The following is a 20,710-nucleotide window of genomic DNA, read 5'->3' as shown; positions in this document are numbered from 1 at the left end:
CCGAAGAGACAGGATACTTGACGGCTCCCCCATGACCCAATCCGCATCCCGGTGGCGCCGCGTTCCGCGGGCCGCGGGGATCAGCCCCCGTGGCCGTGGCGCTGCTCGTAGGCCCGGAGCTGATCGATGTCGATCATGCTGGTGTCGAAGAGGCTGGTCTCGTCGAGCTGCTGTTGCGACTGCTGCTGGTAGTGCTGTTGCTGGGGCTGCTGGTAGTAGCCATCCTGCTGCTGTCCGTAGCCGTAGGGGTCGTGCTGCTGCGCGTAGTAGGGGTCCTGGGGCGCCTGCTGGGCGTAGGCGTAGGGATCGGGCTGCTGCCCGGCGTCGTAGGGCATCGGCTGCTGTGCGTAGTAGGGGTCCTGCGGCTGCGCCGGACTGTAGGGGGGCTGGGGCGGCTGCGCGGGCGGCGGCTGGGGCTGCTCGTCCTGCGCCGCGGGGCCGGAGTGCGCGAGCCCGGCCAGGTAGTCGGCGTCGCTGGTGTGCTGCGCGAAGCCCTCGGCACCGTCCTGCGCCGCCATGTGCGCGGCCAGCTCGTCGATGGGCTCGTGGCCGTGCAGCTTGAGTCGGCCGCGCCCCACGGCCTCCAGCGTCTTGGTGAGCACCGCCGAGACCGACCCGAGCCGCGCCTCGACATAGCTGTCGGCCCGGCGCTGCAGCTCGCGGGGGTCTCCGGTGCGTTCGGGTGCCTCGTGCGCGTACTCCTCGTGCCACTCCTCGGCGCCGGGCCCGCTGCCCAGCAGCTTCTCCCGGCCGCGCTCGACGGAACCGATGGTCTTGGAGAGCACGGCTTCGAAGTTGGCGAGCTTGCTGTCGACGTAGTCGTCGGCCTCGACCCGGATCTCGCCCGCCTCCCGGCGGGCCTCGGCCAGGATGCGGTCGGCCTCCTCCTGCGCGCGCCGGGCCACTTCCGTGCCGGCCACCAGCGCCGCGCGCTCGCCCTGGGCCGCCTCGATGACGCGCTGGGCCTGCTGGTGGGCCTCGGCCACCACCTGCTCGCGGCCGCCGATCACCTCGCGCGCCTCGGCCAGGGAGCCGGGCAGCGCCTGGCGCACCTCCTCGAGCATGGCGAGCAACTCGGCCCGGTTGACCACGCAGGAGGCGGACATGGGCATCGAGCGCGCGCCGTCGACGGTCGCCACGATCTCGTCGAGTTTCTGCTGTACGTCCACGCAGGTGACTGTACGACCCGTGGGCGCGGGCCTGTTACTCCTTCCCGGAAGCCGGCCGATCCGGGCAGGTCAGCGCCGTCCGTCCCGGGCCGTCCGCTCCCGGCCGGGCACGGGGCCATGGCCCGGAGCCATGGCCCGGGGTCGCGGTCCGGAGCTCGTCAGGGCTTGGTGAGGCGTTCGGCCAGCGCCCGGTCGACGGCCTCCGGAACCAGGTGGGAGACGTCGCCGCCCCAGGTGGCGACCTCCTTGACGAGGCTGGAGGAGAGGAAGCTGTAGGTGGGGTTGGTCGGGACGAAGAGCGTCTCGACCCCGGAGAGGCCGTTGTTCATCTGGGCCATCTGCAGCTCGTAGTCGAAGTCGCTGACCGCGCGCAGCCCTTTGACGATGGCGGGGATCTCCCGATCCTTGCAGAAGTCGACCAGCAGCCCGTGGAACGCCTCGACCTCCACGTTCCCGAAGGCTTCGGTGACCTGGCGGATCAGGTCGATGCGCTCGTCGACCGCGAAGAGCCCCTTCTTGGACTTGTTGATCATCACGGCGACGTGCACCGTGTCGTACAGCCGGGAAGCGCGCTCGATGATGTCGAGGTGGCCATTGGTGATGGGGTCGAACGACCCCGGGCAGACTGCGCGGCGCACTGGCACTTCCTCGCTCTCCTCACGGCGGGCGCGGGGCCCTGCCTCAGGTGATCTCAGCATGACGCGGGAGTAACTTCCCGCGCGGCGGCGCGACCGTACCAAAGCGTTCCCTCGCCGTAGCGACGGGATCTGAGTCCCTCGAAACCCTCCGGCCAGCGGAAATCGCCGCCCCTGGTGCTGCGCTCCACGGTGGCCAGCGCGGCGGGCGCCAGCCAGCCCCTGACCCGGAGTGTGAGGAGTGTCTCCCGCAGCTCGTCGTCGGAGAACGCATACGGCGGATCGAGAAAAACCAGGTCGAACGGCGTCGAGGGCGGTTCACCGGCGAGCACCTGGGCTGCCTTTGCGGAGCGCACCTCGGCTCCGGGCAGCCCCAGTGCCCGCACGTTCTCCCTGACGGTGCGCACGGCACGCGGATCCGCCTCGACGAGCAGCACCTGCCCGGCTCCCCGGGACAGCGCCTCCAGGCCGACGGCGCCCGAGCCGGCGAACAGGTCCAGCACCCGCAGGCCCTGCCAGCCCGCGGCGCCGCCGAGCTGGGACTCCCAGCTGGAGAACAGGCCCTCGCGGGCCCGGTCGGAGGTGGGGCGGGTACCGGTGCCCGGCGGGACGGCCAGCCGTCGCCCGCCTGCGGCTCCGGCGATGACGCGGGTCATGGGTGCGGATCCTCTGTGTGGGGTGCGTGCTCGGCATCAGGATCCCATGCGGGGTCCGGCCCCGCGTGGCCTCGGTCAGCCCTTGTCGAGGTACTCCTCCCGCTCCTCGTCCAGCAGCGCCTCCAGCGCCGTGCGCAGCTCGGGGTGGCGCTCCAGCTCCGGGTCGGCCGCGACCAGCGCGGTGGCCTCGTCGCGGGCCGCGGCGATGATCTCCTCGTCGTCGATGACGGCGAGCATCCGCAGCGAGGAGCGCACGCCGGACTGCGCCTGGCCCAGGACATCGCCCTCGCGGCGTTGTTCGAGGTCGATGCGGGAGAGCTCGAAGCCGTCGAGGGTGGCCGCGACGGCCTCCAGCCGGGTCCGTGCGGGGGACTCCTGCGGCATGTCCGTCACCAGCAGGCACAGTCCCGGTGCCGCGCCCCGGCCGACCCGGCCGCGCAGCTGGTGCAGTTGCGAGACGCCGAACCGGTCCGCGTCCATGACCACCATGCCGGTCGCGTTGGGCACGTTCACCCCGACCTCGATGACGGTGGTGGCGACCAGCACGTCGACCTCGCCCGCGGCGAACCGCCGCATCACCTCGTCCTTGGCCTCCGGCTGCATCCGCCCGTGCAGGGCCGCCACCCGGAGTCCGGCCAGCGGACCGGAGGCGAGTTGCTCGGCGACGTCCAGGACGGCCAGCGGCGGACGTTTCTCCTCGCTGTCGGCGCCCTCGTCCTCCGCGGGACCGCCCGGCTCCTCCTCGTCGGCGGCCCGCTTGCGGCCGCCGCCCTTTCCTCCCGCGTCCTCGTCGTCGCCGATCCGGGGGCAGACCACATAGGTCTGGTGGCCCGCCTCCGCCTCCTCGCGCACCCGCTCCCAGGCGCGGGCGAGGAAGTGCGGCTTGTCCCTGACCGGGACGACGTGGGTGGCGATCGGGGACCGTCCGGCGGGGAGTTGGTCCAGTACGGAGGTCTCCAGGTCGCCGAAGACGGTCATGGCGACGGTCCGGGGGATGGGGGTCGCCGTCATGACCAGCAGATGCGGAGTGCGCTTCTCCCCCTGGGCGTGGCCGCCCTTGGAGCGCAGCGCGTCCCGCTGTTCGACGCCGAAGCGGTGCTGCTCGTCCACGACCACCAGCCCCAGGTCGTGGAAGGCGACCTTGTCCTCGATCAGCGCGTGGGTGCCCACCACGACGCCCGCCTCGCCGGTCGTCAGGTCCAGCAGGGCCCGGCGCCGGGCCGCTGCGCTCATCGAGCCGGTCAGCAGCACCACCTTGGTGCCCTGCTCGGCGCCGCCGAGCATGCCGCCCTCCGCGAGTTCGCCCATCATCTCGGTGATGGACCGGTGGTGCTGCTGGGCCAGCACCTCGGTGGGCGCCAGCATCGCCGCCTGGCCGCCCGCGTCGACGGTGGCGAGCATCGCCCGCAGCGCCACCAGCGTCTTGCCGGAGCCGACCTCGCCCTGCAGGAGCCGGTGCATGGGATGCACGGTGGCCAGATCGGCGAAGATCTCCCGGCTGACCTCGTGCTGCCCGTCGGTGAGCGTGAACGGCAGCCGCGCGTCGAAGGCGTCCAGCAGCCCGCCGGCGGCCGGCCGGCGTGGCACGGCGGGCAGTTCGGTCTCCTTGGCACGGCGCCGGGCGAGGGCGACCTGCAGGACGAACGCCTCGTCCCACTTGAGCCGGGAGCGGGCCTCGGCGATGTCCGTCCGGCCGCGCGGCCGGTGGATCTTCTCCAGCGCCTCGGAGAGCGGGACGAGGCCGCGCTGCGCACGCAGCGGCTCGGGCAGCGGGTCGGCCAGGCCCTGCCAGGCGGTGGCCTCCAGTGCGTCGAGCACGGTGCCGACGGACTGCTCGATGTTCCAGGAGGAGAGCTGCTTGCACGCCGGATACAGCGGCAGCACGGCGCCCGCGAACTGCGCGACGGTCTGCTCGTCGCTCTCCTCGTCCAGCAGCTTGTAGTCCGGATGGGAGAGCTGGAGCTTGCGGTTGAAGACCCCGACCTTCCCGGCGAACAGGCCGCGCTTGCCGGGCAGCAGCTGCCCCTGGTGGTAGTGGACCGAGCGGCCGAAGAAGACGAGCTGGAGCCGGCCGCTGCCGTCGGTCAGCGTGACCTCCAGGCGCTGGCCCCGGCCGTGGTTGAACTTGTGCACGCGTGCGTCGTGGATCCGGGCGACGACGGTGACGTGCTCGTCCAGCGGCAGCTCGGACAGCCGCGTCAGCTCGCCGCGCTCGGCGTACCGGCGCGGGTAGTGGTGCAGCAGGTCGCCGACCGTGCGCAGCCCGAGGTGCTCGGACATCGCCTTCGCGGTGTTTCCGCCGAGCAGCGCCTTCAGCGGCTCCTGGAGGGGTTCGCTTCGCCTGGTTTCTGTCGAGGGCACCGCTCCATCCTGCCGGACGGGGGTGACAGGGCCGGTGCCACGCGCCAGGCGCGCGGGCAGCGGCGGCTATTCGACCCCGATGAGCAGCTGCGCCTCATGCTGGCGGCCCTCGTGGACGACGGTGTCGACGGCCAGGTGGCGCGCGCGTACATGGCGCTCCAGCGCCGCGGCGAGCCCCGCGGGGGCGTCCGCGCCGAGAACGAGGGTGACCAGTTCGCCGCCCGCCGCCAGCATCCGGTCGAGCACCTCGGCGGCGACCTGCCGGGTCCCGCTGCCGATCAGCGCGATGTCGCCGTCCACCAGGCCGAGCACGTCGCCCTGCTGGCAGATCCCGGCGCTGGTCCATGAACGGCGTTCGGCGACGGCCACCTCCCCGTACCGGGTGGCTCCGGCCGCCGAGGTCATGGTGACGACGTCCTCGTCGAAGCGGCGGTCCGGCTGGTGCACGGCCAGCGCCGCCAGCCCCTGGACGGCGGCGCGGGTGGGGATGACGGCGCACCGGATGCCGGCCGCGCGTACGGCGTCGGCGGCCCGGGCGGCCACGGAGTGGAGTCCGCTGCCGTTGGGCAGCAGGGCGACCTCGCCGGCTCCGGTTGCCCTTACCGCCGCCACCAGAGCATCCGCGTCAACCGCGGCCACGGCGTCGGCGGCGGACAGCACCACGGCGCCGGCCTGCCGGCAGAGCGCGGCCAGCCCCTCGCCCGGCACGACGGCGACGACGACCCGCGCCCCCGGGTCCGGCGCCTGCCCGGGCCCGTCAGCGGGGCGCCGCTGACCGCAGGGTGCACCGTCCCCCGCCGTCGGCAGGTGGGTGATCCGGATGCGGTGCGGACGCCCCGCGGCCAGGCCCGCCTCCACGGCGGCACCGGCGTCGGCGACGTGGACGTGGACGCTCCACAGCCCCTCCCCGCCGCCGACGACCAGGGAGTCGCCGAGCGGGTCCAGCCGGGCCCGGAGCGTGTCGACGGCCGCGGGGTCCTCGGCCGCCAGCAGGTACATCACCTCGAACTCGGGGCGGAAGGGCGCCTGCGGCGAGCCGTCGGCCGGAAGCGCCGCAGGAGCGACCGGAGTGGCCGCCGGAGCCGCCGGCACCGCAGCGTCCGCGGACTCCGCTCCGGTGGCCGCGGCGGGTTCCTCGTCGGGTACCCGCTCGCCCAGTGCCGCCCACAGCGCGGTCAGCAGCACGGTCAGCCCGAGTCCGCCCGCGTCCACCACGCCGGCCCGGGCCAGCGCCGCCAGCCGGTCCGGGGTGGCGTCCAGCGTGCGCCGCGCCGCGGCCGCGGGGTCGTCCCCCGCCTCGGCCGCCGCGGCGGCGGCCTCGGCCACCGTCAGCATCGTCCCCTCCACGGGGTGCGCGACGGCGGCGTACGCGGCGTACGTGCCGCCCCGGAGCGCCCCGGGCAGCCATTCGGCGGGGACACCGGTCCCCTCGTCGAGTCCCTGTGCCATGCCGCGCAGATACTCGGCGAGGATCGCCCCGGAGTTGCCCCTGGCCGCCAGGAGGGCGGCCCGCGCCATGCTGCGCAGCACGGCCCCGGCGCCCGGATCCCCGTCCGCCGCGTCGCGGGCCGGGAGCGCCTCGCAGGCCGCTTCGAAGGTGAGGCACAGGTTGGTGCCGGTGTCGCCGTCCGCGACCGGGAAGACGTTGATGGCGTCCATGCGTGCGCAGTGGGCGCGCAGCGCCTCCCGGCCCAGGGCGCACCAGCGGCGTACCGCGGCGGCGTCGAGCGGTTGCGGCACGTGCGGGACCTCCTCCAGAGTGCTGCGGCCGGGGTGCTTCGGCCGGGGCCGGGCGGCCGGTGTCCGGCGCCGGTACGCCGGGCGGCGGCGCTGCCGGAAGGCTAGTGGGAGTCCGGACGGAATCCCAGGTCGGGACCGGAGCGGGGGCCTGGGTTTCGCTGTTCGAGACCGGCCGTTGTATGCTGCTCCGGTTGCCTGGTCCGGACGTTTCTCTCCGGCGGGCGACGATCCCCCTGGCACAGCCGGTCATCTTGGTCTGCGTCGCCGGGATTCACCGTACGTGCATCTGAAGTCTTTGGAGTGACCCGTGGCTGCGAACTGCGACGTCTGCGGCAAGGGGCCGGAGTTCGGCAACAACATCTCCCACTCGCACCGCCGCACCCGCCGTCGCTGGAACCCGAACATCCAGCGCGTGCGTGCCGTGGTCGGCGGGACGCCGAAGCGCCTCAACGCCTGCACCTCGTGCATCAAGGCCGGCAAGGTGTCGCGCTGACGTCCTCGACGTAACGCAGCGCGGCTCACGCCGACAGCCGAACACAGGAACCGGCCCGCCTCGTGCGGGCCGGTTCCCTTTGCTCTCCTGTCGCGGTCCGGGCGTCCGGGTTCCGGCATCGGCTCCGGGACCGGCTCCCGGCTCCCGGCTCCCGGCTCCCGGCTCCCGGCGTCACACCGGACGGACCGGGGGTGCGACACGGGGGCGGGCGCCGGATGCCGGGCGGCGCCGGGGGCTCAGCCCCGTCCGCTCAGCCGCCACCCGTGGTCCACCGGTCCCAGTCCGGCGCCCAGCGCGAAGCCCGCCGCGATGGCGCCGGTCGTGTACTCCTTGGCCGCCCGTGCGGCCTCCGGCACCGGCAGCCCCCGGGCCAGGTACGAGGCGAGCGCGCTGGCCAGCGTGCAGCCGGTGCCGTGCGTGTGCCGGTTGTCGTACCGGGGGGCGCGCAGCCAGTGCTCCTCGGTGCCGTCGGTCAGCAGGTCGACGGCTTCGCCGGGCAGATGGCCGCCCTTGATCAGCGCCCAGCGCGGTCCGTGCTCCAGCAGGGCGGCCGCGGCGTCGCGCAGCCCCGCCTCGCCGGTGACCTCGACGCCCGTCAACTGCGCGACCTCGTCCAGGTTGGGGGTGACGACGGTGGCGACGGGCAGCAGCCTGCCGCGCAGTGCGCCCACCGCGTCCGCGGCCAGCAGCGGGTCCCCGTGTTTGGAGACCCCGACCGGGTCGACGACCACCGGCGCCGCGGTGTCGGCCAGCAGCTCGGCGACGGTCTCCACGAGGGGCGCCGAGGCCAGCATGCCGGTCTTGACCGCCTGCACCCCGATGTCGTCGGCCACACTGCGGTACTGGGCCCGTACCGCCTCCAGGGGCAGCTCCCAACTTCCCTGCACGCCGAGCGAGTTCTGCGCGGTGACGGCGGCGATCACGCTCATGCCGTGAGTACCGAGCGCCAGCATGGTCTTCAGGTCGGCCTGGATGCCGGCGCCGCCGCCGGAGTCGGACCCGGCGACGGTCAGCACCCGGGGCGGCGCGACACCGGTGGGGTTCACATCGTCCATGGTGCGACGGTACTCAGCCGTCCGCGTCGGGCGAGAAGTGGTCCCAGCCGCCCGCCTTCGCCCAGGGGGCGCCGTCCACGGTGACCCGGGGCCGCGCGGAGGCGCCCTGCACCGCGCCGATGACCCGCCAGCGCGCGGGCAGCTTCTGGTCGCGCGGGAAGGTCGCGACGATGGCGTGGTCCTCTCCCCCGGTGAGCACCCACTGGAGCGGATCGACGCCGACGGCCTGTCCGATGTCGGCCATCTGCGCGGGGACGTCCAGGTCGGCCGAGCGGATGTCGATGCGTACCTTGCTGGCCTCGGCGATGTGCCCGAGGTCGGCCACCAGGCCGTCGCTGACGTCGGTCATCGCGGTCGCGCCGAGTCCGGCGGCCGCGGGCCCCGCGTGGTAGGGCGGCTCGGGCCTGCGGTGCGCCTCCACGAAGGCGCGGGGCGAGCGGAAGCCCCGGGAGAGCACCGCGTGCCCGGCCGCGGACCAGCCCAGCCATCCGGTGACGGCGACGACGTCCCCGGCCCGGGCTCCGGAGCGGGTGACCGGCTCCCGGTTGCGCAGGTCGCCCAGCGCGGTGATGGAGACGGCGATGCTCTCGCCCCGCACCACGTCGCCGCCGACCACGGCGGAGGCGGCGACCTGGGCCTCGTCGCGGATGCCGTCCATCAGTTCGGTGGGCCAGTTGGCCGGGAGGTCCACGGGGACGATCAGCCCGAGCAGCAGTGCGGTGGGGACGGCGCCCATGGCGGCGATGTCGGCGAGGTTCTGCGCTGCGGCCTTGCGGCCCACGTCGTACGCCGTCGACCAGTCGCGCCGGAAGTGCCGCCCCTCCAGCAGGATGTCGGTGCTGGCCACGACCCGCCGGTCCGGCGCGGCCACCACGGCGGCGTCGTCCCCGGGGCCGATCCGGACGGCAGGGGTGGTGGTCAGCCGGGAGGTCAGCTCCCGGATCAGCCCGAACTCCCCCAGTGCGCCCACGGTGCCCGGCATCCGCCCCCGCGCGGGGCCGTGGGGGGCCTCCACCGCGGGTGCGGGTTCCGACGCGGTACTGCCGTTCACATCCCGCATTGTTCTGCCCCTTCACTCACATCGCTCATCGTGCACTCCCGTGCCCCGCCCACCCGCCCGGGGCGCGAGTCTCCTCACGCGCCGCGGCGGCCCCCCGGTTCCCGCCGGTTCCCGGGTACCCGGCGCCACGAGGGCGGCCCGGTGGTCTCCCGGAGGGGCAGGTGACGCGGTACGGTGGCGGTTCTCTCTCGCCCCGCATGATCCTCGTAGCCCCCGAGGAGGTTCCGTGGTACAGGCGTACGTCTTGATCCAGACCGAGGTCGGCAAGGCTTCGACCGTCGCAGAGATCGTCTCCAAGATCCCGGGCGTGATCCAGGCCGAGGATGTAACGGGTCCGTACGACGTGATCGTGCGTGCCCGCGCGGAGACGATGGACGATCTCGGACGCATGGTGGTCGCGAAGGTCCAGCAGGTTGAGGGCATCACCCGCACCCTGACCTGCCCCATCGTCCATCTCTAGTCCCCCGTATGCTCGCCCGGTGAGTATGCGACGCCGGACTGCTTCCTCTCGTTCCGTCTCCATCGCCCCGCTCGCGGCGGTGGCCGCGCTGGCGTCCCTGGCCACGGCAGCCTGCTCGGTCACCGACGAGGCCGGCCCCACCCCGCCCAGCCCGTCCGGCAGGGCGGCGAAGGTGTGCCGGTCACTGCACGGCGCGCTGCCGGAAAGGGTTTACGACCAGCGGCGCGGCCGGACCGACCAGGTCTCCGACTTCACAGCCGTCTGGGGCGATCCGGCCATCGCACTGCGCTGCGGAGTACCCGAACCCCCCGTGTTCACCCCCGGCACCGAAGAGTACAACCCCACCGCCGAGGTGGCCGAGGTGAACGGGGTCTCCTGGCTGGTGGAGAAGCGGGACGACGGCTACCGCTTCGTCACGACGGACCGCGTCGCCTACGTCGAGTTGACGGTACCCGGCGACTACGGGCCCGAGGCCGAGGTGCTCCCCGATCTCGCGGACGCCGTCAAGCGCACGGTGCCCACGGTGCGGGAGACGGAGGACGGCGCCGGGAACTGACCACCCGGATACCCGGCCCCTGAGTGCCTCTCCTGCGGGCGAGTGCCTCTCCTGCGGGCTCGCCGGGGGGGGCGGGTCCCGGCCGGCGCCGCACCCGGCGGGCGCGCCGCGGCCCTCCCGGGACCGTGCGGACGCCCCCGACGGCTAGCGCAGGCCGGTGGGGCGGTTGAGGGCTCCCTGGATGAGGCGGTCGACCAGTTCGGGATAGCTGACCCCGGCCTCCTGCCACATCCGGGGGTACATCGAGATGGGGGTGAAGCCCGGCATGGTGTTGATCTCGTTGATGACGAACTCGCCGTCCTCGCACAGGAAGAAGTCGGCCCGCACCAGCCCCTCGCAGGAGGCGGCCTCGAAGGCCCGGACCGCCAGCTCCCGCACCCGCTCGGTCTCCTCCGCGCTCAGCGGGGCGGGGACGATGCCGGAGGCGGAGTCGATGTACTTGGCCTCGAAGTCGTAGAAGTCGTGGTTGCTGACCGGCGGGATCTCGGCCGGGACACTGGCCCGCGGGCCGTCCTCGAACTCCAGGACACCGCACTCGATCTCCCGGCCGCGCAGCAGCGACTCCACGATGATCTTCGGGTCGTGGCGTCGGGCGGTCTCCACGGCCTCCTCCAGTCCTCCCAGGTCGGCGACCTTGGTGATCCCCACGGACGAGCCGGCCCGCGCGGGCTTGACGAACACCGGCCAGCCCTGTTCGGAGGCGAAGTCGACGATCTTCTTGCGCGCCGCGGCGGGGTCGCGTTCCCACTCCCGGGGCCGGACGGTGACGTAGGGGCCCACCGGCAGCCCGAAGGAGGCGAAGATCCGCTTCATGTAGTCCTTGTCCATGCCGACGGCGGAGGACAGCACGCCCGAGCCGACATAGGGCACCCCGGCCAGCTCCAGCATCCCCTGCAGGGTGCCGTCCTCGCCGTAGGGGCCGTGCAGGACCGGGAAGACGACGTCGATCTCGCCCAGGGCCTTGGGCACCTGGCCGGGCTCGGTGTGGACGACCTCCCGGCTGCCGGGCGAGACCGGCAGCAGCACGGCGCCGGTGTCCGAGTCGGCGACCCGCTCCACGGTGGGCAGCTCGCGGCCCTCGACGGCCATCCGGGCCGGGTCGTCCGCCGTCAGGGCCCAGCGGCCGTCCGCCGTGATGCCGATGGGCAGCACCTCGTACTTGTCGCGGTCGATGGCGTCGAGCACCGCGCCGGCCGTGAGGACGGAGATCTGGTGCTCTGAGTTGCGTCCGCCGAAGACGACGGCGACTCGGGGCTTGGGGGCGGGGCTCTGGCTGCTCATCGCTGGGACTTTACCGCGTCGTGCCCCCGGCGCCGAGGCGGTGGCCCCTCGTGGCGCCGGGTGCCGGACGTGCCCGCACGGGACCGCTGCGGTGCGGTCAGCTCCGTTCGGCCTTGGCGCTGCGGGACATCAGCTCCTTGAGCGCCACGTGCGGGGGCTTGCCCTCGTGGACGATCTCCACGACCGTCTCGGTGATCGGCATCTCCACCCCGTGCCGCCGGGCGAGGTCCAGCACGGACTGGCAGGACTTGACGCCCTCCGCGGTCTGCTCGGTGACCGCGATGGTCTCCTGGAGGGTCATACCCCGGCCGAGGTTGGTGCCGAAGGTGTGGTTGCGCGACAGCGGCGAGGAGCAGGTGGCCACCAGGTCACCCATGCCCGCGAGGCCGGCGAAGGTGTGCGCCTCGGCGCCCATCGCCAGGCCGAGCCGGGTGGTCTCGGCCAGGCCCCGGGTGATCAGCGACGCTTTGGAGTTGTCTCCCAGGCCCATCCCGTCGGCGATGCCCACGGCCAGCGCGATGACGTTCTTGACAGCCCCTCCCAGTTCGCAGCCGACCACGTCGGTGCTGGTGTAGGGCCGGAAGTACGGGGTGTGGCAGGCGCTCTGCAGGGCCCGAGCCGCCTCCTCGTCCGCGCAGGCCGCGACGGCGGCCGCCGGCTGCCGGGCGGCGATCTCCCGGGCGAGGTTGGGACCGGTCAGCACGGCGACCCGTTCGGCGGGGACGCCGGCGACCTCCTGGACGACCTCGCTCATCCGCTTGGCGGTGCCGAGTTCGACGCCCTTCATCAGGGAGACGAGCACCGTGCCGGGGTGCAGCAGCTCCCGCCAGGACTCGAGGTTGGAGCGGAGCGTCTGGGCGGGGACGGACAGAACGGTGAACTCCGCGTCCCGGGCGGCCTCGGCCGGGTCGGTGGTGGCCCGTACCCCGGCGGGGAGTTCCGTCTCGGGGTGGTACCCGGGGTTGCGGCGCGTGGTGTTGATCGCCTCGACGACCTCGGCCCGGCGGCCCCACAGGGCCACCTCGATCCCGGCGTCGGCGAGCACCATCGCGAAGGCGGTCCCCCAGGAGCCGGTGCCGAACACGGCGGCCTTCCTCCGGCGTTCCTGCTGCCGCCCGTCGTGCCGGCTCACGCGTTCGTCTCTCCCTCTGCCGCCTCGGCCGCGGCCGGTGCTCCACCGGCCGGTTCGTGCTGTCCGTCCGCGGTGCGCGTCTCCTGCGCGTCCTTCCGGACGGCGCGCTGCTCGCGCCTGCGGGCCGCCGCCTTGCGCATGTCGTACCGCTCGGCGGGCACCGGCTCGCCGCGGACGACGGCGAGCTGCTCGCTGACGGCGTCCATCATGACGTCGGTGACCTCGCGGAGCACCTCGGCGGTGGGCTCCCGGTCGTAGAACGCCGAGAGGTCCAGCGGCGGGCCGGCCTGCACGGTGAGCGTCTTGCGGGGGAAGAGCCGCAGCTTCTTCTCCTTGGCGTACGGCGGCATCGCCAGGTTGGCGCCCCACTGTGCGACCGGGACGACAGGCGCTCTGGTCAGCAGCGCGACCCTGGCGGCCCCGGTCTTGCCGGCCATCGGCCACATCTCCGGGTCGCGGGTGAGGGTGCCCTCGGGGTAGAAGGCGACGCACTCGCCCTTCTCGATGGCCTCCACGGCGGCCCGGAAGGCGCCCACCGCGTCCGCGGACTCGCGGTATACGGGAATCTGCCCGGTTCCGCGCATCACGGCGCCCACGAAGCCGCCCTTGAACAGGCCCACCTTGGCGAGGAACCGGGGGACCCGGCCGGTGTTGTACTGGTAATGCGCGTAGGAGAGCGGGTCGAGGTACGAGTTGTGGTTGACGACGGTGATGAAGCCGCCGTCCTGCGGAATGTGCTCCATTCCGCGCCAGTCCCGTTTGAAGAGCAGGATGAGCGGCGGTTTCGCCAGAACCGCGGCCAGGCGGTACCAGAAGCCGATCTTCCTGGGTTTGCCGTCACTCCCCGGCACTGCGCGCCCCCTTCGGCCCGGCCTCTCCGGCAGGTGGTCGCGGGGTCGCTCCCGGCGCGGACACGGTTTGGCGGGACACCCGGACACCATCTCCTTAGGGGGCTCCTTGTGGGGCCCTTCCTCTGGGGGCACATCGACAACCGCACAAGTGTCGCCGCGGACTGCCTCGCTGTCGAGCACACTGTCCGTGCCCGGCCGCAGGGCACACGGTAACCCCGCCCTTCCCGGGCCGCTCGGGCAGCAGGTGAGAATGGGACCGATGAAGCCACATGTGACGCCCGTGACGTGGACTCTCGTGGTGCCGCTGAAGCCTCTTCCCCGGGCCAAGAGCCGGCTGGCGGGCGTCCGGGGCGGCCCGGCCCTGCCCGCGCTCGCGCTGGCGTTCGCGCAGGACACGGTCACGGCAGCGCTCGCCTGCCGGGCGGTGTGCGGTGTGGTGGTTGTCACGGACGATCCGCTGGCCGCCGCCGAACTGCGCACCCTGGGCGCCAGCCCGGTGCCCGACCCACCGGGCGGGGGGCTCAACGCCGCGCTCGCGCACGGAGCGTCCGCAGCCCGCGCCGCGGACCCCGGCACGGCCGTCGCCGCGCTCAACGCCGACCTGCCGGCACTGCGGCCCGCGGAATTGGAACGGGCCCTGAATACGGCCACCGGATTTCCGCGCGCTTTTCTTCCCGACGCCGCGGAAATCGGCACCACGCTGCTCACCGCTCTCCCCCGGACCCCGCTTTCCCCGGCTTTCGGCGGCCTCTCCCGGGCCCGGCACCGGGCTTCGGGGGCGGCGGAACTGCCGGTGGCGGGGGTGCCCAGCGTGCGGCAGGACGTGGACACGCCCGCCGACCTGGCCGCGGCGAACGCCCTGGGGGTGGGCGGCTTCACCGCCGCGCTGCTCGCCGGACCCGTCCCGGACCCGGGCCGCTAGGCTGCGGGTATGCAGGCCACGGCGTACACCTACGATCCGGCGTCCCGGTCCGGCAGTGTGCTGCTGGACGACGGCACACCGCTCCCCTTCGAGGCCCCCGCGTTCGACGCGGGCGGGCTGCTGCTGCTCCGCCCCGGCCAACGGGTGCGGATCGAGACCGAGGGCGAGGGCGACGCACGACGGATCACCGTGGTGACCCTGCAGACCCTGTAGCCGGTACTGCCCGGCAACGGAATCCCCGAATGCCGCGCGGAGTGCCCGCGGGGCGCCGCGTCCCGCGGGCGCTGCCCGGCGGGGGATCCGGCGAGGGGCGCCCGGGGCGCCCACGCGGAGTGCTCGCCGGGCGCTGCGGCGCTCTCGTACGCCCTGTACGCCGCTGCGGGCGCATTCGGAGCCTCGGGGGCGTGCCTGAGAGCGTGCGCGTCCCGTCGCCCCGGGACCGCTCGCCAGCCGGTCGCCATCCGCTCGCTGTCCGGCGGGGCCGGAGGGGTAAGGGGGCCGGAGGCCGTGGAGCCGGGGGCAGAAGAGGGTGTGAACCCGGGCCGTGGACCGGAGCCGGGAGGGCGCGGCCAGGGCCCGGAAAGACCGGCGGGCCAGGAGCCCGCAGCCGGAACCGCCGGGCCGATGGCCGGGAACGGCAGGCCAGGGGCCGGGAAGGCGCAGGCCAGGGTCCGGCAGGCCGCGGACACGCCGCGGGCCGGGCTCCCCCGAGGGAGCCCGGCCCGGCGCTGGCGTCGCGGCGCGCGGCCGCGTGGTCCGCTCACCGCTGGTGGCGTGCGCCGCCGGCGGGAGGGATCGTTTCCCCCGCTCAACCGCGGGGGGCGAGTCGCGTACGGACGAACCGCGGTACGCGGCTCACCGCCGACGCGAGGTGGTCTTCTTGGCCGTGGTCTTGCGGGCGGCGGTCTTGCGCGCGGGAGCCTTCTTGGCGGTGCTCTTGCGCGCCGGGGCCTTCTTGGCCGTGGTGGCCTTGGCCGGAGCCTTCTTGGCGGTGGTCTTCTTGGCCGCGGCGGTCTTCGCCGGGGCCTTCTTGGCCGCCGCCTTCTTGGCCGTGGCGGCCTTCTTCGCCGGTGCCGCCTTCTTCGCCGGCGTGGCCTTCTTGGCCGTGGTCTTCTTCGCCGCCGCCTTCTTGGCACCTGCCTTCTTGGCCGTGGCCTTCTTGGTGGTCGTGCCGCCGGAGAGGCTGCCCTTGGGTGCCTTCTTGACCGCGACATCGTTCTTGGGGAGCTTCTTCGCGCCGCTCACCAGGTCCTTGAATCCGGCACCGGCGCGGAAGCGCGGCACGGAGGTCTTCTTCACCCGGACACGTTCACCGGTCTGCGGGTTGCGGGCGTACCGGGCCGGGCGGTCGACCTTCTCGAAAGAGCCGAAGCCGGTGACCGAAACTCGCTCACCGGCGACGACCGCACGAACGATCGCGTCCAGGACCACATCGACCGCGTCTGCGGCCTGCTGGCGTCCACCGAGGTCATCTTGGATAGCTTCAACGAGCTGCGCCTTGTTCACGTCTTCCCCTTCGGAGACATTGCCGGAACGAATGTGTTCAGCTTTTTCGCACGCTAGGCAGATATATACCGCAAATCAAACACGAAACGGGCGAATCACCCTTGTGCCGCAACGAACTCGCCCGTCACGGAGTTCCGTCCGTGCGTACGTCCCCTGCCGCGGCGCCGTACCGCCCCTCGTCGATGTCGGTCATCAGGCGCTCCAGACGCCGTTCGGCACCGGCGAGATCGTGCTTGGAAGCCGCGGTGATGACGAGCAGCTTCCGGGCCAGCGGCACCCGTGCGCTCTGCGGGATGTGCGGGGAGCGCACCCGCGAGTGCGCCTCCTTCAGTCGGGCGGCGAGTCGGTCGTAGAGCTCCAGTTGACCGTCGCGTTTCATGCGGTGATTGTGCCATCTGGGGTGAGTTGTCGCTTCCAGCGGGTCAGCGTGCGGCGGGGACGTAGCAGGTGTGGGCCCCAACTCCGCCGGGAAGGAGCCGTGTTGGCACCTCCCGGCGAAGCGTGCGGGCGAGTCGCGAACAGCACTCTTTCGTAGTGCGACAGGAGCCTGCGTCAAGACTAATTCACGTCATTCGTCAGCGCACGCGTGTGCGCACAGCTGGCACACGGCGGCGGCGCGCCGGGACGGCCGCGCCGCCCCGGCCGGGAGGTCGGCGCCCCTGCCTGCGTACATCCGCCACACCACAGCAAGGCGCCCCCGCCGGGTGCGGCGGGGGCGCGAAGAGCGCTTTTTGAGGGGTGCTCAGCCCTGCGGTGCCCGGACAGGGCCGTGGCCGGTCAGGCAGCCGTCGTGCGCGGCTTGAAGGCGGCCCGGGTGGTCTCGAACTCCGCGATGGCCTCCTCGTTCTTCAGGGTGAGGCTGATGTCGTCAAGCCCCTCCAGCAGGCGCCAGCGGGCGTTCTCGTCCAGTTCGAAGTCCGCGTCGACGCCGGGCGCCAGCACCTTGCGCCGCACCAGGTCGACGGTCACCTCGGTGGCCGGATCGGCCTCCGCCAGCCGCCACAGCTCCTCCACCGTCTCCTGCGGCAGCACCACCGTGAGCAGGCCGTTCTTGAGCGAGTTGCCCCGGAAGATGTCGGCGAACCGGGAGGAGACGACGGCCTTGAAGCCGTAGTTCTGCAGCGCCCAGACCGCGTGTTCCCGGGAGGAGCCGGTACCGAAGTCGGGACCGGCGACCAGCACCGTGCCCCCCTGGTGGGCGGGCTGGTTGAGGACGAACTCCGGGTCCTTGCGCCAGGCCTCGAAGAGACCGTCCTCGAAGCCGTCGCGGGTGACCTTCTTGAGCCAGTGGGCCGGGATGATCTGGTCGGTGTCGACATTGCTGCGGCGCAGCGGGACGGCCCGGCCGGTGTGCGTGGTGAAGGCTTCCATCAGTGCGTCTCCCTTGAGCTTCCCGGACCGTCAGACCGCGGCCGGCTCGCGTACATCGGCCAGGTCGGCGGGCGAGGCCAGGTGGCCCAGTACCGCCGTCGCCGCCGCCACCTGGGGTGAGACCAGATGGGTGCGTCCGCCCTTGCCCTGGCGGCCCTCGAAGTTGCGGTTCGAGGTGGAGGCTGCGCGCTCACCGGGCTGGAGCTGGTCGGGGTTCATCCCCAGGCACATCGAGCACCCGGCGTGCCGCCACTCGGCTCCGGCGGCGGTGAACACCGCGTCCAGCCCCTCCTCGACGGCCTGCAGCGCGACCCGTACGGAGCCGGGCACGACCAGCATCCGGACCCCGTCGGCCACCGTGCGCCCCTGCAGCACGGCGGCGGCCGAACGCAGGTCCTCGATCCGGCCGTTGGTGCACGAGCCGACGAAGACGGTGTCGACGGCGACCTCCCGCAGCGGCTGCCCGGCGCTCAGCCCCATGTAGTCCAGGGCCTTCTCCGCCGCGTAGCGCTCGCTGGCGTCCTCGAAGGAGGCAGGGTCCGGCACCGCGTGCGACAGCGGCGCGCCCTGTCCGGGATTGGTGCCCCAGGTGACGAACGGCGCGAGCTCGGACGCCTCGATGACCACCTCGTGGTCGAAGACCGCGTCCTGGTCGGTGCGCAGCGTCTTCCAGTAGGCGACCGCCTCGTCCCAGTCCGCGCCGCGGGGGGCGTGCTCGCGGCCTTGGACGTAGGCGAAGGTGGTCTCGTCCGGGGCGATCATCCCGGCCCGGGCGCCCGCCTCGATGGACATGTTGCAGATGGTCATGCGGGCTTCCATCGACAGCTTCTCGATGGCCTCGCCCCGGTACTCGATCACATATCCCTGTCCCCCGCCGGTACCGATCCTGGCGATGACGGCCAGGATCAGGTCCTTGGCGGTGACGTCCTCGGGCAGCTCGCCGTTCACGGTGACCGCCATGGTGCGGAACGGCGCCATGGGCAGCGTCTGGGTCGCGAGCACGTGCTCGACCTGGGAGGTGCCGATACCGAAGGCCAGCGCGCCGAACGCGCCGTGGGTCGAGGTGTGGCTGTCCCCGCAGACCACGGTCGTGCCGGGCTGGGTCAGGCCGAGCTGCGGCCCGACCACGTGCACGACACCCTGTTCGACGTCGCCCAGCGGGTGCAGCCGCACCCCGAAGTCCGCGCAGTTCTTCCGCAGGGTCTCCAACTGGACCCGGGAGACCGGGTCGGCGATCGGCTTGTCGATGTCGAGGGTGGGGGTGTTGTGGTCCTCGGTCGCGATGGTCAGATCCGTCCGCCGCACGGCACGGCCCGCCTTGCGGAGTCCGTCGAAGGCCTGCGGGCTGGTCACCTCGTGGAGCAGGTGCAGATCGATGAAGAGAAGGTCCGGCTCGCCTTCCGCGCGCCTGACGACATGGTCGTCCCAGACCTTCTCCGCGAGTGTGCGTCCCATCGCATTCCCTTCGGTCGGCAGCGCCGCCGACCACATGTCGAGATCAGTACCTCCCCCGGCCTGCGGCCGGGGGACCCCCGCGCAGCGGCGGCCCGTCCCTCAAGATTGGCGGTTCGCCGGGAAAATTGAACTTGCGTTTCACAGTTTGAGACGTGAGTATCGACGCATGGACAACTCTAGCGGCGTCGGCGTTCTCGACAAGGCGGCTCTGGTACTGAGCGCTCTGGAGTCCGGTCCGGCCACCCTCGCCGGGCTGGTCTCCGCGACCGGTCTCGCGCGCCCCACGGCGCACCGGCTCGCGGTGGCTCTCGAGCACCACCGCATGGTGGCCCGCGACATGCAGGGCCGGTTCATCCTCGGTCCCCGGCTGGGCGAGCTGGCCGCGGCGGCGGGCGAGGACCGGCTCCTGGCGGCAGCGGGCCCGGTACTCACCCACCTGCGCGATGTGACCGGCGAGAGCGCGCAGCTCTACCGCCGCCAGGGCGACATGCGCATCTGCGTGGCCGCGGCGGAACGCCTCTCCGGACTGCGGGACACCGTGCCGGTCGGCTCCACCCTGCCCATGAAGGCGGGGTCGGCCGCGCAGATCCTGATGGCCTGGGAGGAGCCCGAGCGGCTGCACCGCGGACTGCAGGGCGCCCGCTTCACCGCCACCGCGCTGTCCGGCGTGCGGCGCCGGGGCTGGGCCCAGTCGATCGGCGAGCGGGAACCGGGTGTGGCGTCCGTCTCGGCGCCCGTGCGCGGCCCGTCGAACCGGGTGGTGGCCGCCGTCTCCGTCTCCGGGCCCATCGAGCGGCTCACCCGCCACCCCGGCCGGATGCACGCCCAGGCCATCGTGGACGCGGCGACCCGGCTCAGCGAGTCGCTGCGGCGGCCGGGCGGGATCTGATCCGCCGGACCGCCGTGCGGCGTCCCGGTCCACCGCACCGTCCGCGGCCACCGGTGGGTCGGGCTCTGCCGGAGGCGGCCGACAGCCGCTGAGCGGCACGGTCCCGCTGCCGTCCTACGGGCGCGCTTCCATGGGCGGCCGCCGGCCCGGTCCGCAGCTCGTGCAGCATCCGCGGCATCGCCGTGAACACCGGGAACCCCCCGCGAGGTGCTGGAGGCCGTGGACGACGAGTCGCTCTCCCGGTACGAGCGGCTGGGCACGACCGCCTGGGCGCTCCCCCGCCCCGTGCCGCCGCGGGGCAGGCCGCGCCGGCGCCGCGGGCGCGGGCAGCGCACCGCGCGAGGTGACCACGCGGCTCGACGGGCTCGGCGGGCAGCAGGCCGGCCCCGACTCCCCGCCCGGACAGGCGCCGACCCAGGCCGTCGCCGCGCTGACCCGGCTCGGCCACCCCGGCGACGCGGCGCATCTGGCGCGCTGTTCGCACGGGCTGCCGCGCGCGGCGGCGGCCGAACTGGACCTGCTGGAGAGCTTTCCGGACAGGCGGCCCAGGTGGAGGCGAGCGTGGCGCTGACCGTGCTGTTACGAACCGGTGCTGACGGGCCGCGGAAGGCCGGGGGCGGAGCGGATCGGAGCGGAGGCAGCATGACGAAGGCCCCGCACCGTGAGGTGCGGGGCCTTCGTGATCGAGTACCCCCGACCGGATTCGAACCGGCGCTACCGCCTTGAGAGGGCGGCGTGCTAGGCCGCTACACAACGGGGGCCCTATCTGTGATCCCACCCGGGTCTGCCGACTCCGGACGGAATCCGTACCCCCGACCGGATTCGAACCGGCGCTACCGCCTTGAGAGGGCGGCGTGCTAGGCCGCTACACAACGGGGGCCTCGATCTCGCAGAACGTGAACGCTTCCGAACAGAACGCGGATCTTGCTGGGCTACCAGGACTCGAACCTAGACTAACTGAACCAGAATCAGTCGTGCTGCCAATTACACCATAGCCCACCGAAACGCAACCCCCTGGGGGATTTTGTCTGGGTGGCCGCCGTCCGGTTTCCGGCCTTTTCGGCCTGCCCCGTTCGGCGACAGAGAGAACATTACCTGATCGAGGACGGTGCTCCAAA

Annotated in this window: 21 protein-coding genes and 3 tRNA genes; 7 read left to right on the top strand and 17 right to left on the bottom strand. The window is 73.1% G+C overall.

The features are described 5' to 3' along the window. Positions 1 to 80: 80 nt before the first annotated feature. From ACFYNS_RS19030 to ACFYNS_RS19010, 5 genes are all read right to left on the bottom strand, one after another. On the bottom strand, positions 81 to 1,169 hold the full coding sequence (locus ACFYNS_RS19030) for a cell division initiation protein (RefSeq protein WP_388603978.1): 1,089 nt from the start codon (positions 1,167 to 1,169) through the stop codon (positions 81 to 83). A gap of 158 nt (positions 1,170 to 1,327) precedes the next feature. Further along, positions 1,328 to 1,807: a pantetheine-phosphate adenylyltransferase gene (gene coaD / locus ACFYNS_RS19025; protein ID WP_360296027.1), complete on the bottom strand. Its 480-nt coding sequence runs from the start codon at positions 1,805 to 1,807 to the stop codon at positions 1,328 to 1,330. Between the two features lie 53 nt (positions 1,808 to 1,860). Continuing rightward, complete coding sequence (gene rsmD, locus ACFYNS_RS19020) at positions 1,861 to 2,460, bottom strand: 16S rRNA (guanine(966)-N(2))-methyltransferase RsmD (protein WP_360296029.1); 600 nt, start codon at positions 2,458 to 2,460, stop codon at positions 1,861 to 1,863. A 75-nt stretch (positions 2,461 to 2,535) separates the two neighbouring features. After that, positions 2,536 to 4,740, bottom strand: a complete 2,205-nt coding sequence (recG, locus tag ACFYNS_RS19015) for an ATP-dependent DNA helicase RecG (RefSeq protein WP_388604111.1) — start codon at positions 4,738 to 4,740, stop codon at positions 2,536 to 2,538. A 147-nt stretch (positions 4,741 to 4,887) separates the two neighbouring features. Then, positions 4,888 to 6,561 (bottom strand): DAK2 domain-containing protein, encoded by a 1,674-nt coding sequence (locus tag ACFYNS_RS19010; RefSeq protein WP_388603975.1) that lies wholly within the window; start codon positions 6,559 to 6,561, stop codon positions 4,888 to 4,890. A gap of 307 nt (positions 6,562 to 6,868) precedes the next feature. Between ACFYNS_RS19010 and rpmB the strand changes: the two genes are divergently transcribed. Then, complete coding sequence (gene rpmB / locus ACFYNS_RS19005; protein ID WP_016470082.1) at positions 6,869 to 7,054, top strand: 50S ribosomal protein L28; 186 nt, start codon at positions 6,869 to 6,871, stop codon at positions 7,052 to 7,054. 236 nt (positions 7,055 to 7,290) lie between these two features. Here the strand turns inward: rpmB and thiD are convergent, their stop codons facing one another. Then, complete coding sequence (thiD, locus tag ACFYNS_RS19000; RefSeq protein ID WP_360296039.1) at positions 7,291 to 8,109, bottom strand: bifunctional hydroxymethylpyrimidine kinase/phosphomethylpyrimidine kinase; 819 nt, start codon at positions 8,107 to 8,109, stop codon at positions 7,291 to 7,293. A 13-nt stretch (positions 8,110 to 8,122) separates the two neighbouring features. Then, positions 8,123 to 9,091, bottom strand: coding sequence for a thiamine-phosphate kinase (locus ACFYNS_RS18995; protein ID WP_360296059.1), 969 nt, complete (start codon positions 9,089 to 9,091; stop codon positions 8,123 to 8,125). A 304-nt stretch (positions 9,092 to 9,395) separates the two neighbouring features. Between ACFYNS_RS18995 and ACFYNS_RS18990 the strand changes: the two genes are divergently transcribed. Both ACFYNS_RS18990 and ACFYNS_RS18985 read left to right on the top strand, forming a co-directional pair. Then, on the top strand, positions 9,396 to 9,629 hold the full coding sequence (locus ACFYNS_RS18990; RefSeq protein ID WP_019355801.1) for an Lrp/AsnC family transcriptional regulator: 234 nt from the start codon (positions 9,396 to 9,398) through the stop codon (positions 9,627 to 9,629). 25 nt (positions 9,630 to 9,654) lie between these two features. Next, positions 9,655 to 10,185, top strand: coding sequence for a DUF3515 domain-containing protein (locus tag ACFYNS_RS18985; protein ID WP_388604108.1), 531 nt, complete (start codon positions 9,655 to 9,657; stop codon positions 10,183 to 10,185). A gap of 144 nt (positions 10,186 to 10,329) precedes the next feature. On the opposite strand, the gene ACFYNS_RS18980 is transcribed toward ACFYNS_RS18985, so the two are convergent. The 3 genes from ACFYNS_RS18980 to ACFYNS_RS18970 form a co-directional block, all read right to left on the bottom strand. Beyond that, entirely contained in the window at positions 10,330 to 11,466 is a 1,137-nt protein-coding gene (locus ACFYNS_RS18980; RefSeq protein ID WP_360296042.1) for a D-alanine--D-alanine ligase family protein, read from the bottom strand. A gap of 97 nt (positions 11,467 to 11,563) precedes the next feature. Then, complete coding sequence (locus tag ACFYNS_RS18975; RefSeq protein ID WP_388603972.1) at positions 11,564 to 12,598, bottom strand: NAD(P)H-dependent glycerol-3-phosphate dehydrogenase; 1,035 nt, start codon at positions 12,596 to 12,598, stop codon at positions 11,564 to 11,566. Further along, the gene (locus ACFYNS_RS18970; RefSeq protein ID WP_360296047.1) at positions 12,595 to 13,449 is read right to left on the bottom strand and encodes a lysophospholipid acyltransferase family protein; all 855 of its coding nucleotides are present in this window, start codon (positions 13,447 to 13,449) and stop codon (positions 12,595 to 12,597) included. Before ACFYNS_RS18970 ends, ACFYNS_RS18975 begins: the two co-directional genes overlap by 4 nt. Positions 13,450 to 13,729: 280 nt before the next feature. Between ACFYNS_RS18970 and cofC the strand changes: the two genes are divergently transcribed. Together cofC and ACFYNS_RS18960 are read left to right on the top strand one after the other, a co-directional pair. Beyond that, on the top strand, positions 13,730 to 14,371 hold the full coding sequence (gene cofC / locus ACFYNS_RS18965; RefSeq protein WP_388603970.1) for a 2-phospho-L-lactate guanylyltransferase: 642 nt from the start codon (positions 13,730 to 13,732) through the stop codon (positions 14,369 to 14,371). A gap of 9 nt (positions 14,372 to 14,380) precedes the next feature. Beyond that, complete coding sequence (locus ACFYNS_RS18960) at positions 14,381 to 14,584, top strand: hypothetical protein (protein WP_075002479.1); 204 nt, start codon at positions 14,381 to 14,383, stop codon at positions 14,582 to 14,584. 642 nt (positions 14,585 to 15,226) lie between these two features. Here ACFYNS_RS18960 and ACFYNS_RS18955 read toward each other — a convergent pair. The 4 genes from ACFYNS_RS18955 to leuC all read right to left on the bottom strand — a co-directional run bounded on the left by ACFYNS_RS18955 (position 15,227) and on the right by leuC (position 18,703). Continuing rightward, positions 15,227 to 15,877, bottom strand: a complete 651-nt coding sequence (locus tag ACFYNS_RS18955; RefSeq protein ID WP_360297132.1) for an HU family DNA-binding protein — start codon at positions 15,875 to 15,877, stop codon at positions 15,227 to 15,229. A 124-nt stretch (positions 15,878 to 16,001) separates the two neighbouring features. Beyond that, positions 16,002 to 16,256, bottom strand: coding sequence for a hypothetical protein (locus ACFYNS_RS18950; protein WP_388603968.1), 255 nt, complete (start codon positions 16,254 to 16,256; stop codon positions 16,002 to 16,004). Between the two features lie 398 nt (positions 16,257 to 16,654). Then, positions 16,655 to 17,248, bottom strand: a complete 594-nt coding sequence (gene leuD, locus ACFYNS_RS18945) for a 3-isopropylmalate dehydratase small subunit (RefSeq protein ID WP_360297137.1) — start codon at positions 17,246 to 17,248, stop codon at positions 16,655 to 16,657. A gap of 30 nt (positions 17,249 to 17,278) precedes the next feature. Then, positions 17,279 to 18,703: a 3-isopropylmalate dehydratase large subunit gene (leuC, locus tag ACFYNS_RS18940; RefSeq protein ID WP_388603966.1), complete on the bottom strand. Its 1,425-nt coding sequence runs from the start codon at positions 18,701 to 18,703 to the stop codon at positions 17,279 to 17,281. A gap of 166 nt (positions 18,704 to 18,869) precedes the next feature. On the opposite strand from leuC, the gene ndgR reads away from it, so the two are divergent. Together ndgR and ACFYNS_RS18930 are read left to right on the top strand one after the other, a co-directional pair. Then, entirely contained in the window at positions 18,870 to 19,592 is a 723-nt protein-coding gene (ndgR, locus tag ACFYNS_RS18935) for an IclR family transcriptional regulator NdgR (protein ID WP_075002474.1), read from the top strand. A 343-nt stretch (positions 19,593 to 19,935) separates the two neighbouring features. Then, positions 19,936 to 20,163 (top strand): hypothetical protein, encoded by a 228-nt coding sequence (locus ACFYNS_RS18930; RefSeq protein WP_388603964.1) that lies wholly within the window; start codon positions 19,936 to 19,938, stop codon positions 20,161 to 20,163. 117 nt (positions 20,164 to 20,280) lie between these two features. On the opposite strand, the gene ACFYNS_RS18925 is transcribed toward ACFYNS_RS18930, so the two are convergent. The 3 genes from ACFYNS_RS18925 to ACFYNS_RS18915 all read right to left on the bottom strand — a co-directional run bounded on the left by ACFYNS_RS18925 (position 20,281) and on the right by ACFYNS_RS18915 (position 20,591). Further along, positions 20,281 to 20,353, bottom strand: a tRNA-Glu gene (locus ACFYNS_RS18925). 46 nt (positions 20,354 to 20,399) lie between these two features. Beyond that, positions 20,400 to 20,472 (bottom strand) — tRNA-Glu (locus ACFYNS_RS18920). 47 nt (positions 20,473 to 20,519) lie between these two features. Next, positions 20,520 to 20,591: transfer RNA gene (locus ACFYNS_RS18915), tRNA-Gln, on the bottom strand. Positions 20,592 to 20,710 lie beyond the last annotated feature (119 nt).

The sequence above is a fragment of the Streptomyces sp. NPDC006925 genome, assembly GCF_042869575.1.
Classification (GTDB): domain Bacteria; phylum Actinomycetota; class Actinomycetes; order Streptomycetales; family Streptomycetaceae; genus Streptomyces.
Note: the sequence above shows the minus strand (reverse complement) of the source record. Positions and strands in the feature narration are given on the sequence as shown.

Coding starts and splice junctions, on each gene's coding strand:
- rsmD (WP_360296029.1), bottom strand. CDS start 2,460: ATGACCCGCGTCATCGCCGGAGCCGCAGGCGGGCGACGGCTGGCCGTC.
- recG (WP_388604111.1), bottom strand. CDS start 4,740: ATGTCCGAGCACCTCGGGCTGCGCACGGTCGGCGACCTGCTGCACCAC.
- thiD (WP_360296039.1), bottom strand. CDS start 8,109: ATGGACGATGTGAACCCCACCGGTGTCGCGCCGCCCCGGGTGCTGACC.
- ACFYNS_RS18995 (WP_360296059.1), bottom strand. CDS start 9,091: ATGCCGGGCACCGTGGGCGCACTGGGGGAGTTCGGGCTGATCCGGGAG.
- ACFYNS_RS18985 (WP_388604108.1), top strand. CDS start 9,655: ATGCGACGCCGGACTGCTTCCTCTCGTTCCGTCTCCATCGCCCCGCTC.
- ACFYNS_RS18980 (WP_360296042.1), bottom strand. CDS start 11,466: ATGAGCAGCCAGAGCCCCGCCCCCAAGCCCCGAGTCGCCGTCGTCTTC.
- ACFYNS_RS18960 (WP_075002479.1), top strand. CDS start 14,381: ATGCAGGCCACGGCGTACACCTACGATCCGGCGTCCCGGTCCGGCAGT.
- ACFYNS_RS18950 (WP_388603968.1), bottom strand. CDS start 16,256: ATGAAACGCGACGGTCAACTGGAGCTCTACGACCGACTCGCCGCCCGA.
- leuD (WP_360297137.1), bottom strand. CDS start 17,248: ATGGAAGCCTTCACCACGCACACCGGCCGGGCCGTCCCGCTGCGCCGC.
- leuC (WP_388603966.1), bottom strand. CDS start 18,703: ATGGGACGCACACTCGCGGAGAAGGTCTGGGACGACCATGTCGTCAGG.
- ndgR (WP_075002474.1), top strand. CDS start 18,870: ATGGACAACTCTAGCGGCGTCGGCGTTCTCGACAAGGCGGCTCTGGTA.